The organism is Citrobacter sp. RHBSTW-00881, assembly GCF_013728515.1.
Taxonomy (GTDB): domain Bacteria; phylum Pseudomonadota; class Gammaproteobacteria; order Enterobacterales; family Enterobacteriaceae; genus Citrobacter; species Citrobacter braakii.
Map to the genome: position 1 here is coordinate 1,810,275 of NZ_CP056269.1, position 16,797 is coordinate 1,827,071.

General features: G+C 53.1%; 14 protein-coding genes. 4 read left to right on the top strand and 10 right to left on the bottom strand.

Annotated features, from left to right (window positions below; all coding sequences use genetic code 11):
• Positions 1-219 precede the first annotated feature (219 nt).
• Both HV311_RS08545 and HV311_RS08550 read left to right on the top strand, forming a co-directional pair.
• Positions 220-543: a heavy metal-binding domain-containing protein gene (locus HV311_RS08545; protein ID WP_001160725.1), complete on the top strand. Its 324-nt coding sequence runs from the start codon at positions 220-222 to the stop codon at positions 541-543.
• Positions 540-1,370 carry an N-acetylmuramoyl-L-alanine amidase gene (locus HV311_RS08550; protein ID WP_191220966.1) on the top strand — a complete coding sequence of 277 codons (831 nt, stop codon included), beginning with the start codon at positions 540-542 and terminating at the stop codon, positions 1,368-1,370. Before HV311_RS08545 ends, HV311_RS08550 begins: the two co-directional genes overlap by 4 nt.
• On the opposite strand, the gene HV311_RS08555 is transcribed toward HV311_RS08550, so the two are convergent.
• The 4 genes from HV311_RS08555 to poxB form a co-directional block, all read right to left on the bottom strand.
• Complete coding sequence (locus HV311_RS08555) at positions 1,367-2,380, bottom strand: NAD-dependent epimerase/dehydratase family protein (protein ID WP_016153664.1); 1,014 nt, start codon at positions 2,378-2,380, stop codon at positions 1,367-1,369. The two genes, HV311_RS08550 and HV311_RS08555, sit on opposite strands and share 4 nt — an antisense overlap.
• Before the next feature lie 94 nt (positions 2,381-2,474).
• Complete coding sequence (locus HV311_RS08560) at positions 2,475-3,908, bottom strand: SDR family oxidoreductase (protein ID WP_191220967.1); 1,434 nt, start codon at positions 3,906-3,908, stop codon at positions 2,475-2,477.
• A gap of 10 nt (positions 3,909-3,918) precedes the next feature.
• Positions 3,919-4,920, bottom strand: a complete 1,002-nt coding sequence (gene ltaE / locus HV311_RS08565; RefSeq protein ID WP_191220968.1) for a low-specificity L-threonine aldolase — start codon at positions 4,918-4,920, stop codon at positions 3,919-3,921.
• Between the two features lie 36 nt (positions 4,921-4,956).
• Complete coding sequence (poxB, locus tag HV311_RS08570; RefSeq protein ID WP_191220969.1) at positions 4,957-6,675, bottom strand: ubiquinone-dependent pyruvate dehydrogenase; 1,719 nt, start codon at positions 6,673-6,675, stop codon at positions 4,957-4,959.
• A gap of 152 nt (positions 6,676-6,827) precedes the next feature.
• Here poxB and HV311_RS08575 point away from each other — a divergent pair, with 152 nt between their 5' ends.
• Positions 6,828-7,262, top strand: coding sequence for a DoxX family protein (locus HV311_RS08575; RefSeq protein WP_016156945.1), 435 nt, complete (start codon positions 6,828-6,830; stop codon positions 7,260-7,262).
• 72 nt (positions 7,263-7,334) lie between these two features.
• Here HV311_RS08575 and HV311_RS08580 read toward each other — a convergent pair whose 3' ends face one another.
• The 5 genes from HV311_RS08580 to aqpZ form a co-directional block, all read right to left on the bottom strand.
• Positions 7,335-8,951 (bottom strand): FAD-NAD(P)-binding protein, encoded by a 1,617-nt coding sequence (locus tag HV311_RS08580; RefSeq protein ID WP_191220970.1) that lies wholly within the window; start codon positions 8,949-8,951, stop codon positions 7,335-7,337.
• 201 nt (positions 8,952-9,152) lie between these two features.
• Positions 9,153-10,121, bottom strand: a complete 969-nt coding sequence (hcr, locus tag HV311_RS08585; protein ID WP_047414009.1) for an NADH oxidoreductase — start codon at positions 10,119-10,121, stop codon at positions 9,153-9,155.
• Positions 10,122-10,131: 10 nt separating this feature from the next.
• A complete protein-coding gene (hcp, locus tag HV311_RS08590) occupies positions 10,132-11,784 on the bottom strand; it encodes a hydroxylamine reductase (RefSeq protein ID WP_191220971.1) in 1,653 nt (550 codons plus the stop codon).
• A gap of 155 nt (positions 11,785-11,939) precedes the next feature.
• Positions 11,940-12,839 carry a lysine exporter LysO family protein gene (locus HV311_RS08595; protein ID WP_016153656.1) on the bottom strand — a complete coding sequence of 300 codons (900 nt, stop codon included), beginning with the start codon at positions 12,837-12,839 and terminating at the stop codon, positions 11,940-11,942.
• Positions 12,840-12,982: 143 nt separating this feature from the next.
• Positions 12,983-13,678 carry an aquaporin Z gene (aqpZ, locus tag HV311_RS08600; protein WP_003840208.1) on the bottom strand — a complete coding sequence of 232 codons (696 nt, stop codon included), beginning with the start codon at positions 13,676-13,678 and terminating at the stop codon, positions 12,983-12,985.
• Between the two features lie 372 nt (positions 13,679-14,050).
• Between aqpZ and HV311_RS08605 the strand changes: the two genes are divergently transcribed.
• The gene (locus tag HV311_RS08605; protein WP_016153655.1) at positions 14,051-15,709 is read left to right on the top strand and encodes an ATP-dependent endonuclease; all 1,659 of its coding nucleotides are present in this window, start codon (positions 14,051-14,053) and stop codon (positions 15,707-15,709) included.
• Here the strand turns inward: HV311_RS08605 and HV311_RS08610 are convergent.
• Positions 15,706-16,656, bottom strand: a complete 951-nt coding sequence (locus tag HV311_RS08610) for a VirK/YbjX family protein (protein ID WP_191220972.1) — start codon at positions 16,654-16,656, stop codon at positions 15,706-15,708. The genes HV311_RS08605 and HV311_RS08610 overlap by 4 nt on opposite strands.
• Positions 16,657-16,797: the final 141 nt, after the last annotated feature.

The following is a 16,797-nucleotide window of genomic DNA, read 5'->3' on the forward strand; positions in this document are numbered from 1 at the left end:
GTTCTACGTTGATTTACATGTCATACTTCAAGTTGCTTGTGCGTTGGCTACGTGCGTTCACCCTAGTCACATAGTTATCTATGCTCCTGGGGATTCACTCTCTTGCCGCCTTCCTGCAACTCGAATTATTTTGTGTAAAGAATATATCCTTTCAATGATAGTGGATCGGTTCGATAATGCTTTTGAGATCGTGCTCTTAGCGCAAAAAGGAGATTAACCATGCAGTTTTCGACTACCCCTACGCTGGAAGGGCAGAGCATCGTGGAATACTGCGGTGTTGTGACTGGCGAAGCCATTTTAGGCGCGAATATCTTCCGCGATTTCTTCGCCGGCATTCGCGATATCGTCGGCGGTCGCTCCGGCGCGTATGAAAAAGAGCTGCGTAAAGCGCGTGAAATTGCTTTTCAGGAGCTTGGTGAACAGGCAAAAGCGCTCGGTGCTGATGCGGTAGTCGGTATCGATATCGATTACGAAACCGTGGGCAAAGACGGTAGCATGCTGATGGTGAGCGTCAGCGGCACCGCGGTGAAAACTCGCCGATGAAGCGTTTGTTGTCTCTGCTGGCATTAACACTGCTGCTGGTAGGATGTGCTGGCGAAAAAGGGATTGTCGACAAAGACGGGTATCAGTTAGATACCCGTCGTCAGGCACAGGCTGCTTACCCGCGCATTAAAGTGCTGGTTATCCATTACACGGCCGATGATTTCGACTCTTCTCTGGCTACGCTGACCGATAAAAACGTCAGCTCGCACTATCTGATCCCGGCAGTGCCGCCGCTCTACCATGGCAAACCGCGTATCTGGCAACTGGTGCCGGAAAAAGATCTGGCCTGGCATGCGGGGATTAGCTTTTGGCGCGGCGCTACGCGAATTAACGATACCTCGATCGGCATTGAGCTGGAAAACCGCGGCTGGCAAAAATCGGCGGGCAGCAAGTATTTTGCGCCGTTTGAACCCGCGCAAATTCAGGCGTTAATCCCCTTGGCGAAAGATATTATTGCCCGTTATGACATAAAACCACAGAACGTGGTGGCCCATGCGGATGTCGCACCGCAGCGCAAGGACGATCCAGGTCCGCTGTTTCCATGGGAAGAACTGGCTGCGCAAGGAATTGGCGCGTGGCCGGATGCTCAGCGAGTGGTGTTTTATCTTGCCGGGCGAGCGCCCGATGCACCGGTAGAAACCTCATCATTGCTCGATCTGCTGTCGCGCTATGGTTATGAGGTAAAACCTGAAATGACGCCGCGTGAACAGCGGCGGGTGATTATGGCCTTCCAGATGCACTTCCGCCCGACGTTGTGGAACGGCGTGGCGGATGCAGAAACTCAGGCGATTGCCGAAGCGTTACTGGAGAAATACGGGCAAGGTTAACGCGGCAGCTTGCCGTGGTCACGCAGCCAGGCCGCGGTACGCTCAATCCCTTCATCCAGCGTCACAACGGGCTGATAACCTAATTCTTCCTGAGCGCGGGTGGTATCCAGCGTAAAGTCAAAATTCAGCTTCGAGACGCCGTAATGCGTAAGCTTTGGCTCTTTCGCCGATTTATTGCCTAACCGCTCCATGCTGCGGGCAATCATGTCCAGCATCGGGTAGGGTACGGAGCGGATACGGCAATCAATATTTAGCTCGTCGATGAGTTTCTGCACAATACTGCGCAGGGTGCGATGCTCGCCGTTGGTAATGTTGTACGCGCGACCCGACGGCAGATTATCGCAGGCTTGCTGACTTGCCAGCCACATCGCGTGCACCGCATTCTCGTAGTAGGTCATATCCACCAGCGCACTTCCGCCGTGCGGCAACAGAATGCTGCCGTAGTGGTACATCATATGGGCCAGGCGCGGGATAAAGACTTTATCGTGTGGTCCGAACAAGCTTTGCGGACGCAATACCGTAAAACGGGTTTGCGGGTTGGCCTGTGTCAGCAACGCAATCACATCTTCGCCAGCCGCTTTACTGCGGGCGAATTCATTGGCGAAGCGTTGGGGGCGGAAGTCCTCTTTGATATCGCGATGGTGGTGATAATCAAAATAGAGCGACGGTGATGAGATATGAATGAAGTTACGAACGCCCCAGGCCACGGCCCACTCGCCCAGACGGCGGGTTGCGCGAACGTTGGCCAGATCGAAGGCTTCCTGAGTTCCCCATGGTGAGGTAAAACTGGAGCAGTGCCACAGCGTATCGATACCGGCGAGCATCACTTTTGCCTGCGAAGAGACCAGCTCGGTCAAATCGGCATGCACAAACTCTGCGCCCATTTTCTCCAGCAGCTTGCCCATCGCTTCGTTGCGACCGGTAGCTCTGACGCTGACGCCTTTGCTGCATAAAAACTCAACCGCGTTTCGGCCTAAGCCGCTGGTGGCTCCGGTAACCAGTACCTTCATATCAATCCACTGTGTTTAAAAAACGTCGTGCGCATTCTTCCGTGAATTTCGTCTGTATGCAATGGGAAACATGAAAGAATACAGGCTCTTTTTATCATGAGTCTGTGATTTGTTCTGCAAGTTTAGCAATACGCTTCGCCATCCCTCTGAAAATGAACAGATGCGCCGGGATCATCAGCAGCCAATAGAAGAGGCCTGGCATGCCGTGCGGATGCCACCAGGCGCGGACATCAATGCGTCGGTGGTCGCCTTTATCTTCCAGCGTGAAGCTCAGTCGACCCAATCCTGGCGCTTTCATCCCAAACAGCAGCGTCAGCTGTTTTTCTGGCTCAACGATGATAACTTTCCAGCTATCAACGGTATCGCCAACCTGCAACAGAGAGTGTTGCGGTCTGCCTTTCGCCAGCTTATGGCCGACCAGCAGGTCCAACGCCGCGCGCGTTTTCCATAAAATATTGCCAAAGAAATAGCCTTCTTTGCCGCCGAGGCGATTCACCACTTGCCACAGCGCCTGCCGACTGGCGGAGGTTTCAACGCTAAAGCCAGCTTGTTTAGCGAAATAGCCATATTCGGGGCGCCAGCGGGCAAATGCCTGCGCGTCGTAACCCCAGTCGCTGGAATTAACCAGCTTCTCTTCTTCTTTCAACGTGCTGCGCACCGCGTCATCAAAGGCAATCAGCTTTTGCGGGATCAGCGTGCGTAATTCGGTGTCATCGGCCAGCAGGTCGTGTTTTAACCCCTGTATCAGCGCTTTGGCCGTGGTCGGCGGCACTGACGTTATGACGTTCAAAAACCAGACCGAAATCCAGCGGGTAGGAAAGGGGACAGGGATGAGCAGGCGATGTTTACCGCTGACCGCCATAAAATGCTCGAACTGCTCCTGATAGCTCAATACCTGCGGCCCGGCGGCTTCGAGCACGCGGTGTTGGCGTGTAGGATGATCCAACAACGCCACCAGGTAGTACATTAAATTCTCCAGCGCGATAGGCGTGGTACGCGAGCGCACCCAGCGCGGAGGGGTGAGTACCGGCAGGTTGTAGACCATGTCGCGCATCACTTCAAAGGCGGCAGAACCTGCCCCTACGATAATACCAGCGCGTAATTCGGTCATTGGCACGCCTGATTCGCGCAGGGTGTCCGCGGTTATCTGTCGCGCACGCAGATGATCGGATTGTTCATGCCGGGGAGCTTGTAATGAGCTCAGGAAAATAAGCTGTTTGACTGGCGTATCACGTAGCGCATCGCGCACGTTCATTGCTACCTGGCGCTCATGGGCGATAAAATCACCGCCTTCTCCCATGCCATGGACCAGGTAATAGACCGTATCAACGCCGGTCATCAGCGGCGTTAGGTTATCTGGCCAATTCAAATCGACCTTATGGCAACTGACGTTGGCCAACTGCTGCTTTTCCAGCCGCTCGATGCGGCGTGCCGCAGCCAGCACCTGATGCCCTTGCTGACTGAGCGCCTGTACCAGATGCTGACCAATGTAGCCACTGGCGCCAAGAACCAAAATCCGTTGCGGCACGCCCATCTCCTTAGCGGGTTAAAAAAGCGCGCCAGTGGGCGACGACTTCAGCAAGCTGTTCACGCGATACGTCCAGATGCATCACCAGACGCACAATCGGCGAGGCGTTAATCAGCACGCCTTGCGCTTTCATGTACTCGCCCAGTGCCGCAGCGTGTTCTTCGCCAACGCGGACAAACAGCATGTTGGTGTCGTAGCGCATGACGTCCGCTCCTGCTTCGCGCAGTTGTTCCGCCATCCAGGCGGCGTTGTCATGGTCTTCTTGTAAGCGCGACACGTTATTTTTCAGCGCATACAGTCCGGCCGCCGCCAGAATACCGGCCTGACGCATTCCGCCACCGGTCATTTTACGCCAACGAATGGCGCGCTTGATGTACTCGTGGCTGCCGACCAGCAGTGAGCCTACCGGCGTTCCTAAACCTTTGGAGAGACAAATGGTGAACGAATCGCAGTATTGCGTGACATCTTTTAACTCACAGCCATAGGCGACGATGGCGTTAAAAATACGCGCGCCGTCGACATGCAGCGCAAGATTGCGCTCACGGGTAAATTCCCAGGCCTCTTTCAGATACTCGCGTGGTAGCACTTTGCCGTTGTGGGTGTTTTCCAGGCTGAGCAGACGCGTGCGGGCAAAATGGATATCGTCCGCTTTGATTTTTGCCGCCACTTTGTCCAGCGGCAAAGAGCCATCCGGCATGGCGTCGATAGGTTGCGGTTGAATGCTGCCGAGTACCGCTGCGCCACCCGCTTCGTAGAGATAGTTATGTGCGCCCTGACCGGCGATATACTCTTCGCCGCGCTGACAATGGCTGAGGAGAGCCACCAGGTTCGCCTGAGTGCCTGTGGGTAAGAAAATTGCGGCTTCTTTGCCAGAAAGCTCGGCTGCGTATTGCTGGAGGGCATTAACGGTAGGGTCATCACCGTAGACGTCGTCCCCGACCGGGGCGGCCATCATCTCTTCGAGCATGGCGCGACTTGGTCGGGTGACGGTATCACTGCGTAAATCAATCACGGGCATTCCTTTTTAAGTGAGGTAATGCCCTCTGTTTTACCTGAGCCAGTTAGTTTTCGCCAGTTCGATCACTTCATCACCGCGCCCGCTGATGATTGCGCGTAGCATATACAGGCTAAAACCTTTAGCTTGTTCGAGTTTGATCTGCGGCGGGATCGCCAGTTCTTCTTTCGCTACGACCACATCGACCAGCACCGGACCGTCAATCGACATCGCCCTTTGCAGCGCTTCATCAACCTCTGAGGATTTCTCCACGCGAATGCCCGTGATGCCGCAAGCCTCGGCAATCCGTGCGAAATTTGTATCGTGCAGTTCGGTGCCGTCGGTCAGATAACCGCCAGCTTTCATCTCCATCGCCACAAACCCCAACACGCTGTTGTTGAAGACAATAATCTTCACCGGCAGCTTCATTTGCACAACCGACAGAAAGTCGCCCATCAGCATGCTAAAACCGCCGTCACCGCACATTGCGACAACCTGACGTCCCGGTTCGGTCGCTTGTGCGCCGAGCGCCTGCGGCATGGCATTAGCCATCGACCCGTGGTTAAACGAACCGATCAGACGGCGTTTACCGTTCATTTTCAGATAACGTGCCGCCCACACCGTTGGCGTGCCAACGTCGCAGGTGAAGATGGCGTCGTCAGCGGCAAAATGGCTGATCTGCTGCGCCAGATACTGCGGATGAATGGCTTTATCGCTGGGTTTGGCTAAATCATCCAGCCCTTTACGCGCCTCACGATAGTGTTCCAGCGCTTTATCCAGGAACTGCCGATCGGTTTTTTCTTCCACCAGCGGCAGCAGGGTGCGGAGTGTGGATTTAATATCGCCTACCAGCGCCATCTCAACTTTACTGTGCGCGCCAATGCTCGCCGGATTGATATCAATCTGAATAATCTTGGCGTCGGTGGGGTAGAACGGGCGATAGGGGAACTGGGTACCGAGCAGGATCAGCGTGTCGGCATTCATCATGGTATGGAAGCCGGATGAAAAGCCAATTAGCCCGGTCATGCCCACGTCGTAAGGGTTGTCGTACTCAACATGCTCTTTACCACGCAGGGCGTGCACAATCGGCGCTTTTATTTTAGCAGCAAACTCAACCAGTTCTTTATGCGCACCGGCGCAGCCGCTGCCGCACATCAGGGCGATATTGCTGGAGTAGCGTAGCAGTTGCGCTAGTTTTCTGAGCTCTTCTTCTTCCGGAGTGACCACCGGGAGCGGCGCATGATACCAGTGAGTGCTGGCGCTTTCTGGTGCTGGCTTCAGCGCAACGTCGCCGGGTAATACCACCACGGAGACGCCGCGGTTGAGCACCGCTTTACGCATGGCAATTGCCAGCACTTGTGGGATCTGTTCAGGGCTGGAAACCAGCTCGCAATAGTGGCTACATTCGCGAAACAACTCTTGCGGGTGGGTCTCCTGAAAATAACCGCTGCCTATCTCACTGGATGGAATGTGTGCAGCAATTGCCAGTACCGGGACGTGGTTGCGGTGGCAATCAAACAGGCCGTTAATCAGGTGCAGGTTGCCTGGTCCACACGAGCCAGCGCAGACGGCCAGTTCTCCCGTCAACTGCGCTTCAGCTCCCGCGGCGAAGGCCGCAACCTCTTCATGACGGGTTGGCATCCAGTCAATCGTTCCCATACGATTCAGACTGTCACTAAGGCCATTTAGCGAGTCACCCGTCACACCCCAAATGCGTTTAACGCCAGCTTGTTCGAGTGTTTTAGCAATAAAAGCGGCAACCGTTTGTTTCATGGTTTTCCTTCTCCTTTAATGTGATACCGGTTACAAGTTTAGATGAAGATAATAGTTATGCTTATCATTACCTCTTATTTCCGGCAGGTTTCATTAAGCCTGTATTAAGCGTAGTTTGTTATTGGACATGGTGAAACAAGGAATAAATTCAAATGGTTATAAAACTATTAAATACAGTTAACCGGGTACTGACTCATGAAGATTTTGGCAAGTTTTTGTTACGTATTGCCGTGGGGGGATTAATGCTGTTTCATGGGCTGCATAAACTGTTCGCGGGTATTGATGGCATCAGTGGCATGCTGATAGCGAAAGGTTTCCCTGGCTTTATTGCGTATGGCGTTCTGCTGGGAGAGGTTGTGGCACCGTGCCTGATTATTCTTGGGATCCTGACGCGTCCGGCGGCGTTGGGGCTGGCGTTTACGATGGTGGTGGCATGGCTGATGGTCGGGATGGGTGAAACCTGGTCACTGGATAAAACCGGCGCATGGGCAATTGAAAGTCTGGTGTATTTCTTCATCGGCGCTCTGGCCGTGGCATTTTTGGGCGCGGGGCGTTTCTCCGTTGCCGGAAACTCGGCCTGGCGATAGTTTGCCATCCGAGAATCAAGACAGAGGCGGGGGCGCGATAACCTATCTCCGCCTCGCCATTAAGTCTGGCCGCTAATCCATGTCGTCACTGCTCCACAGTTTGTGCCGACGTTTCAGTGCACGTTGCGTCAATGCCTTTGCCATCGCCGCACCTATTTCAGCGCTAACTACCAGTCCCTGAATAAAGGGACGGTCGTGCATTAACCACGGCAATCCGCCAAAGGCGATGCGGTTACGGGCGTTTTCCGGTGCTTGCAGCGTGTAATCTTCGCCGATATCCGGGATCTCATCTCCACAGGCCAGCAGTTGATCGCGTAGCGTTGGGAACGGAATATCTTTGCTCTGCAATGCCCGTTGTCCTCGGGCGTCAATAAATACATCAAATTCACTGCGCTGACCGTGGTGGTAAATGACCGTCCTTTCCTGCTCATTCGTACGCTCATAATCTTTGCCGAGTGCGAGGATCTCAATCAGTCCGGCATCGTGCAGAGCCAGCAATCGGCGGATAGATTCAGACGGGATTGCCGCATAGTTATCAATAAAGACGCGCGCCAGTCCGTGCCTGAAACGTTTTTCGTCGCGAGCATCAAGATGAGGAACGATCTCTTCAATAACTTCGTGTAGGCGCAATAAGGTATAGCGCCAGGCGACGGTATGTTGTTCCTGCTTGTTGCGTTCAACCTCCACCAGGTTACGCCTCGCCCAGTCAAAAGGGTCATACTTGAGCCTGTCGGCAAAATAGACCTCGGGGAATGTGTCGGCGTTAAGCGTTGCAAGTGCTACCTGTTGGCACCACCCTGGGGCCGCGTCTTGCAGTTGTTGCACAATAAGCCGGAAGATGCGGTCCAGTAATCCGTTTTGGCCCTCGGCAATGGCGTCTTCAATCACTTCTTGCGTCGCGATATTCAGCGGTTCATAGGGAAGAGGGCAGTAAAAATCCGCTTCAGGCAGCACACCGCTGCGCGACATAAGGGTCAGCTTCAGGTTTTGGCTGTCGGGTTTACGCGTGAACTGCAGTGAACGGTCGGTATTGGTGGTGAAGGTACCATGCTGACTGACCACGGCCATCGCCGCGTCGATAGCGCTTAGCGAGGTGCCCAGAATACCCACCCTGCAAGCGCTAATCTGTGCCTCCATCAGGCCGGTCCACGGACTAGGGAAAAACTTGCGTGCTTGAGCATCAGTTTCTGGCCACAGATGACCGCTGGCGATAGCGGCGAAATCCACTTCGACGGGCTGTGACGCGTGATTGATCCACAGGGATACCCCAGTCGGGTTTGCTTGCAGGTCGGTGACTTTACTCGATTCATATACGCGAATTGTGAACCCGGATCTTTGCGCTTTATCGACGATGGCTAAAAAACGATCGCGATAATAGTCGCCGAGGATCACCCGGGGCAAAAATTGCCGCTCATGCAAAGATGTACGTTCAAGCCGAAACTGCGCCAGGTATTCATCGCTTTGATTCTGTAGCCACGTCAGATAACTGATATAAATCGGCGGGATCTCAATGCTGGCTATATTGGCCAGCATGTGGTCTGCGTTGTTGTCGCTGTTATAAGGCATGCCTACGCCAGCTTCCTCAGCTTGCTCATAAAGCTGTATCTCCAGCGGTTCACCGCGCTCAACGAGGGCATGAAACGTATAAATTCCGGTGGGACCTACGCCGACGATGGCCACTTTTTTCATGGGGATCCTTTGTAGAAAGTTCGACGTGGTAGTCGGGGTTTTGCTTAACCTGTGCCAGGTAAGTGTGGTCGATAATTCGCGAGAGGAAGACGGTATTTTGCCTGGGAGGGTGAAAAAATCGGAATTTTGCAGCGTCTGACAGCATAAAAAAAGGCCACCCGATATAACCGGGTAGCCTTTTGCACATCAGATATCGGCCAATTACGCCAGCACTAAATCACCCTGCGGATGACAGGAGCAGGCCAGCACATAACCTTCAGCAATTTCTGCGTCGGTCAGCGTCATGGTGCTGCTGACCGTGTAGTTACCGTCAACCACTTTGGTTTTGCAGCAGCCGCAAACGCCCGCACGGCATGCGGCGACAACCGGCACTTTATTACTTTCCAGCGCTTCCAGCAGCGTACTGCCTACCGGCGCATAAAACTCTTTTGCCGGCTGCAGTTTGGTGAACTTCAGACCGCTGGTGGCGGCTTCAGCTACCGGGGTGAAGAACTGCTCTTTAAAGAAGCGTGTCACGCCCAGCGCGTTGACTTCTTTCTCGACCAGATCCATATACGGAGCCGGGCCGCAGGTCATCACGGTGCGCGAAGCCAGGTCCGGTACGCTTTGCAGCAGTTCGGTGGTCAGTCGGCCGGAAACAAAACCTTCAGTGGCATTGTTTTCAGCAACTAAGGTCACCGGATACTCGCGCCATTCGTCGGCAAAAATGACATCTTGCGGTGAACGAACGTTAAAGATCACCTGCACATCTGCCTGTGGGCGGTATTTTGCCAACCAGCGACGCATTGACATGATTGGCGTGACGCCACAGCCAGCGGCCAGCATCAGGAACCTGTCTTCCGCTTTATCTTCACAGGTGAATTCACCCATTGCATCGGACAGCCAGATATAGTCGCCGCGCTTCACGTCGCGGGTTAACCACTGTGAGCCTGCGCCATCGTCAATGCGGCGGATGGTCAGCGTGATGTATTCGCTAACGCCCGGTGTTGAAGAGAGGGTGTAAGCACGCAGCGTGTCCGCTGAATTACGTACGCTGACCAGTGCATACTGCCCGGCGCGGTACGGATAATAGTCGTGGCACAGCAACGAAATTGTCCATACATCCGGCGTTTCCTGATGGATGTGATGAACCTGCATCCGCCATGGGCACTGATGAGTTGGCATTGTCATTCTTTACTCCTTACGCGCTCAGCAGTTGCTTCATATCTTCTTCAACGGTGGTCACGGAACGCAGACCGAACTTCTCGTTGAGAACTGCCAGCAGGTCCTGCGTGAAGAAGCCAGGCGCAGTCGGGCCAGTGACGATGTTTTTCACACCCAGAGACAGCAGGGTCAGCAGAATGACAATCGCTTTCTGTTCGAACCAGGAGAGCACCAGAGACAGCGGCAGATCGTTCACGCCACAGCCCAGTTTCTCAGCCAGGGTTACCGCCAGGATGATGGCAGAGTATGCATCGTTACACTGACCTGCATCGACCAGACGCGGCAGACCTTCGATATCGCCGAACTCCAGTTTGTTGAAACGGTATTTACCGCACGCCAGAGTCAGGATCAGGCAGTCGTCCGGCACGCTGGTGGCGAAGTCGGTGAAGTAGTTACGTTCGCCACGTGCACCATCACAACCGCCAACCAGGAAGATGTGACGCAGTTTTTCGCGGCTTACCAGGTCGATCAGGGTATCAGCAGCGCCCAGCAGAGTCTGACGACCGAAACCAACGGTGATCAGGTGCGGAATTTCGCTGTACGGGAAGCCCGCCATCTGCTGAGCCTGAGCAATTACCGGAGCGAAGTTGTCGCCTTCGAGGTGGCTTACACCCGGCCAACCGACGATGCTACGAGTCCAGATACGGTCATCGTAGGCACCAACGGTTGGGTCGATGATGCAGTTAGAGGTCATTACGATTGGGCCCGGGAAGCGGGCAAATTCAACCTGCTGATTCTGCCAGCCGCTGCCGTAGTTACCGATCAGGTGTTTGAACTTACGCAGTTCCGGGTAGCCGTGCGCCGGCAGCATTTCACCGTGGGTATAGACGTTAACGCCGGTACCTTCGGTCTGCTCCAGCAGGTTGTACAGATCTTTCAGGTCGTGACCGGAGATCAGGATGCACTTACCTTCGGTTGCTTTGACGTTGACCTGAGTTGGCGTCGGGTGGCCGTATTTAGTGGTTTCGCCAGCATCCAGAATGCTCATCACTTTGAAGTTCATCTGGCCGATTTCCATTGAGCACTCCAGCAGAGCGTTCATATCGGAAGGCCAGGTTCCCAGCCATGCCATGATTTTGTGGTACTGAGCGTAGATGTCGTTGTCGTACTGACCGAGAACGTGCGCGTGCTCCATGTAAGCTGCCGCACCTTTCAGGCCGTACAGGCACAGCAGACGCAGGCCGAGAATGTTCTCGCCGATGGCTGCTTTGTCTTTGTTCGGGGTAAATTCAGCGGCCTGACGTTGCAGGTCGCCCAGATCGTCGCTGACCAGTTGCAGATCGGCCATCGGGTTAGCGACCGCTGCGTTCGCGTCGATGTTCAGGCATTGCGCTTTCAGGGCGTCGCGCATGGCGATAGCTTCACGGGCATAGCCAACAATACGCGGGGAATCGAAGTTAACGTTGGTCAGCGTGGAGAAGAATGCACGCGGCGCAAAGTTATCAACTTCATGGTCGATGATGCCGTATTCACGTGCCTTAACAGCCCATGCAGACAGACCTTGTAGGGAAGCAATCAGCAGATCCTGCAAATCGGAGGTTTCAGCCGTTTTACCGCACATACCCTGCGCGTAAGAGCAGCCGTTTCCTGCCGGAGTACGGATGGTTTGTTCACATTGCACACAAAACATGGTCACACCTTTTAAAGTTATATTTAATATACATGTTTAAGGTTATGCCTGTGCGCGAAGGGATAAAAGGGATTTCTGCTACAACTTGCAGGGAGATTGATTTAGCGCAATTTTGGCGGTAGATGACTACCGCCAGAGAGGTATTTGTCCTGACTTCAGGCGGAGAAAAACGCCATCAGCAAAGGCACTAACAGACTCAGAATAAAGCCGTGGACGATGGCTGCCGGAACCATCTCCAGACCGCCGCTGCGTTGGAGCACCGGTAAGGTGAAATCCATTGATGTCGCGCCACATAGCCCCAGCGCGGTTGAGCGGCTGCGGCCCACCATTCCAGGAATCAACATAATGGCAATCAGCTCGCGGGCCAGGTCATTAAAGAAGGCGGCGCTACCAATCACTGGCCCGAAGGATTCGGTTAACAGAATACCGGACAGGGAATACCAGCCAAAACCTGATGCCATCGCCAGCGCGGTTTTCAGCGGCAGGCCGAGGATCAACGCATTAATAACCCCTGCCAGCATCGAACTGGCGACGACGACCACCGCAACAATCATCCCCCGGCGATTCAGCACAATTTGCTTTAAGGTCATACCGCTGTTGCGCAGTTGAATCCCGACCAGGAACAGTAAAAAGATTAACGTATATTCGCTGGCTTCGGTGGCGTGCTGCAGAATAGGAAGACCGGTGAGGCCGAGCAGAAAACCCACGACGACGACGCCACAAAGCTGGAGCGACTCAAGCGCCATCGCAATTCGCGAGGGTAGCTTTTCTTGCTTGTGGTTATGTCGCCAGGGCAGCGAACGCTCCAGCCAGAACAGCGCCGCGATATTACACAACAAAATGACCGTCACGCTGACCGCAGAATAATGAAGAATGGCTAACAGGTTGCTGGCGAGATTATCCAGAAACGCCAGGCTGATACCCATAAAAAAGAGAATAAGGTAGACGATCCAGCTCAACAGGCGATTGATGAGTTTTAATGCAGCCCTGTGCCGAAGCGGAATAAGGTAGCCCACAATAAGGGGAACCAGAATGATTAACAGCCCTGAAAACATGAAAACCAGATCCTTGCTGAGAGTAAGACGAAATGCGCCAGCACACACTACTCAATGCAAAGAAGGGAGTAAAGTTGCAAATAAAAGGAAATATAGCGGGGAAAAAAAAGACCTGACTTGCGCCAGGCCTTTTTTGTTATCGATTAATCGCGTTTTTCCAGCAGAGTGCGGTAAATAAGACCGCCGAGGACCCCACCGATAATCGGCATAACCCAGAAGAACCACAATTGCTGTAATGCCCAGCCGCCCTGGAAGATGGCTACAGCGGTACTACGTGCCGGGTTAACGGAGGTGTTGGTAACCGGAATACTGATCAAGTGGATCAGGGTTAACGCTAGACCAATCGCAATGGGTGCAAAACCTGCCGGAGCATGTTTATCGGTCGCACCGTGGATCACTAATAAGAAACCAGCGGTCAAAATAATTTCAATTACGACGGCAGACAGCATTGAATAGCCGCCAGGTGAATGTTCACCAAAGCCGTTCGAGGCAAAACCACTGGCAGTTGCGTCAAAACCAGCTTTACCGCTGGCAATAAGATACAGTGCCGCTGCTGCAACAATACCGCCCACAACCTGAGCGATAACATAACCAATAACGTCTTTTGCCGGGAAGCGACCGCCCGCCCATAAACCGAAGGTCACCGCCGGGTTAAAGTGTCCGCCGGAAATATGACCTACGGCGAATGCCATGGTTAATACGGTCAAACCAAATGCCAGCGCGACACCGGCAAATCCAATACCCAACTCCGGGAATGCTGCGGCCAGAACTGCGCTACCGCACCCACCAAAGACGAGCCAAAACGTACCGAAGAATTCGGCTGCTAATTTCCTGAACATAACCACCTCAATTAAAAGTTCCGGGTTCGTGTTCCTTACCCGGTAATTCATCGCTAAAAGGGACGATGATGAAAGAGCCGGTATTTTAGAAAAAAACATCATCCCTTCGCCAGTTAAATTGATGAAAAAATTTGATTTAAGGCAATATGTTGTGATTCCTTTTTGAATATTGGATGAATGAAGCATAGTTCAATTAGCAAAACGGCGATGATTGAGTTCTGAAATAATATTCCGGGGAAAACATAAGAAGAATATTCTTATATTTTTTGATTTCTGCGACTAACCTCCTGATCATATCGGGTGTCCTGAGCGCCCGCTTGCCGTTATACTCCTGATAACTTGAAGGAAAAAGTTAGCATTTCCGGAGGCTATATGATTCTCGAACGCGTTGAGATTGTTGGATTTCGTGGTATTAACCGTCTGTCGTTGATGCTGGAGCAAAGCAACGTGCTAATTGGGGAGAACGCGTGGGGTAAGTCCAGTCTGCTGGATGCTTTAACCCTGTTGCTGTCGCCGGAAACTGATTTGTACCACTTTGACCGCGAAGATTTCTGGTTCCCGCCGGGCGATATTCAAGGCCGGGAACATCATCTGCATATCATCCTGACGTTTCGTGAGTCTCAACCAGGTCGCCACCGCGTGCGCAGGTATCGTCCTCTGGAAGCCAGCTGGACGCTGTGTCAGGATGGCTATCACCGCATTTTCTATCGACTGGAAGGTGAATGTGCGGACGACGGTAGCGTTCTGACGTTACGCAGTTTTCTGGATGGCGAGGGCCATCAGCTTCCCCTCGACGACATTAACGATCAGGCGCGGCACCTCGTGCGTTTGATGCCAGTACTGCGCCTGCGTGACGCGCGTTTTATGCGACGGATCCGTAACGGTACGGTGCCGGATTCGGCGGATGTCGAAGTGACCGCGCGGCAACTGGATTTTCTGGCACGTGAACTGGCTACCCGACCGCAAAACCTGACAGATGGGCAGATACGTCAGGGGTTATCGGCCATGGTACAGCTATTGGAACACTATTTTTCTGAGCAAGGTTCCAGTCAGTCCCGCTATCGTCTGATGCGTCGACGTTCCAATAACGAACAACGTAGCTGGCGCTATCTGGATATTATCAACCGTATGATTGATAGACCGGGCGGACGCACGCACCGCGTGATCTTGTTGGGATTGTTTTCGACGCTGTTACAGGCCAAAGGTACGCTGAGGCTGGATAAAGACGCCCGGCCGTTACTGTTGGTAGAAGATCCTGAAACGCGTTTACATCCGATTATGCTGTCGGTTGCCTGGCACCTGCTGAATTTGCTTCCGCTGCAACGGGTGGCGACCACCAACTCAGGTGAGTTACTGTCCCTCACCCCCGTGGAACATGTTGTCCGCCTGGTGCGTGAGTCTTCCCGCGTCGCCGCCTGGCGGCTTGGGCCAGGTGGGATCAGCGCAGAAGATGGTCGGCGTATTGCCTTTCATATTCGTTTTAACCGTGCATCGTCGTTGTTTGCCCGCTGTTGGCTGCTGGTGGAAGGCGAAACGGAAACCTGGGTCATTAACGAACTGGCCCGCCAGTGTGGGCACCACTTTGATGCGGAAGGTATCAAAGTCATTGAATTTGCCCAGTCCGGCCTTAAGCCGCTGGTTAAGTTCGCCCGCCGGATGGGTATCGAGTGGCATGTGCTGGTTGATGGTGATGAAGCCGGGAAAAAGTATGCCGCTACGGTGCGGAGTTTGTTGAATAACGACAGAGAAGAAGAGCGCGATCATTTAACCATGCTTCCCGCGCTGGACATGGAACACTTTATGTATCGCCAGGGGTTCGCTGACGTATTCCACAGGGTGGCGCAAATCCCCGAAAACGTGCCCATGAATATGCGCAAAATTATCTCGAAGGCGATACACAGGTCGTCAAAACCAGATTTAGCCATTGAGGTGGCGATGGAAGCCGGGCGGCGCGGCGTTGACGCGGTGCCGACGCTGCTGCGAAAAATGTTTTCCCGCGTGCTGTGGTTGGCACGCGGCAGAGCGGATTAGTTGCGAAACATCGACGACAGCTGCGAGTGGATGCTGTCCAGTAACTGGTAGCGACGGCGGTATTCCGCGCGTTTTTTGCTGGCAATGTCCGCTTCGCTTTTTCGCGCCATTGTGCGTGGGATATGGTAATAGCCGTGACTGTCGCACTCACCGCCAACCGACTCCCAAAATGCGTTGTAGTCGGAAAGTATCACCTTGTTTTTATCGTGGTAACGCGGGCTGCGAAAGATATGCTGTTCATTGCTGACAGCCAGAATTTGTTTAATATTCAATTGTTCTGCAAAACAGCAAATGGCTTCCATCACAATACGTTTAGGGAAAATTCCATAGCATGATTTGGTCGCTTTTTGAATTTCTTCATGTGGCAGTAATCGACTGCCTCCCTGTAACCCGCCAATAAACAGTGTGCTGCTTCCTTGATAATTGCACAGCGTAAACGTCATTTCCGCTAAAGTCTCGCCAGCGCTATTGCGTACCAGAATGGTACTTTCACCTTCTTTATCCAGCGAGATAAATGAGCCCAGTATTACGCTAAATATTTCGCTATTTTTGCCTTCAATTTTTGCCAGTTGTAATCCATCCGCACTTAAATAAGCTTTATATTCAGTGGCTGAAAAAGAGCTGCGGATAGCATTGTAATGAAAACGCACAGCATCCAGTTTCATCTTCCGATCAAGGTTTTGTGCGAGATAGGCGCGATGTAGGCGAACCGGCAGACGAGGCTGGCGCGCTAGTACGCTATCGAGATCAGGCCACTGCGCCAGTTCAGTCATCCATTCATGCATTAATCTTGGCATAAGCGCTGAGCGCAACAAAAACTTACGACGGAAACTACGCTGATGCCAAAATTTTCCAGGGCGCCAATGTCCGGTCATCAGGCTACAAAAGAGGCTAAAACTTGTGGCGGGTTTTGAAGAATGAAAAGTGCTGTCAGTTAGCTGGCTCATAATAACAATCCGATGGATACTCTGATACTAATTTCAACACAGCGGATCTTAACCATTCATCAATAACTCTGTTATTCTTGCGTTTTTCAACGGCTATTTATTTAACGTTGATGTTTACCACTCCACTCTGGTGGACGTATT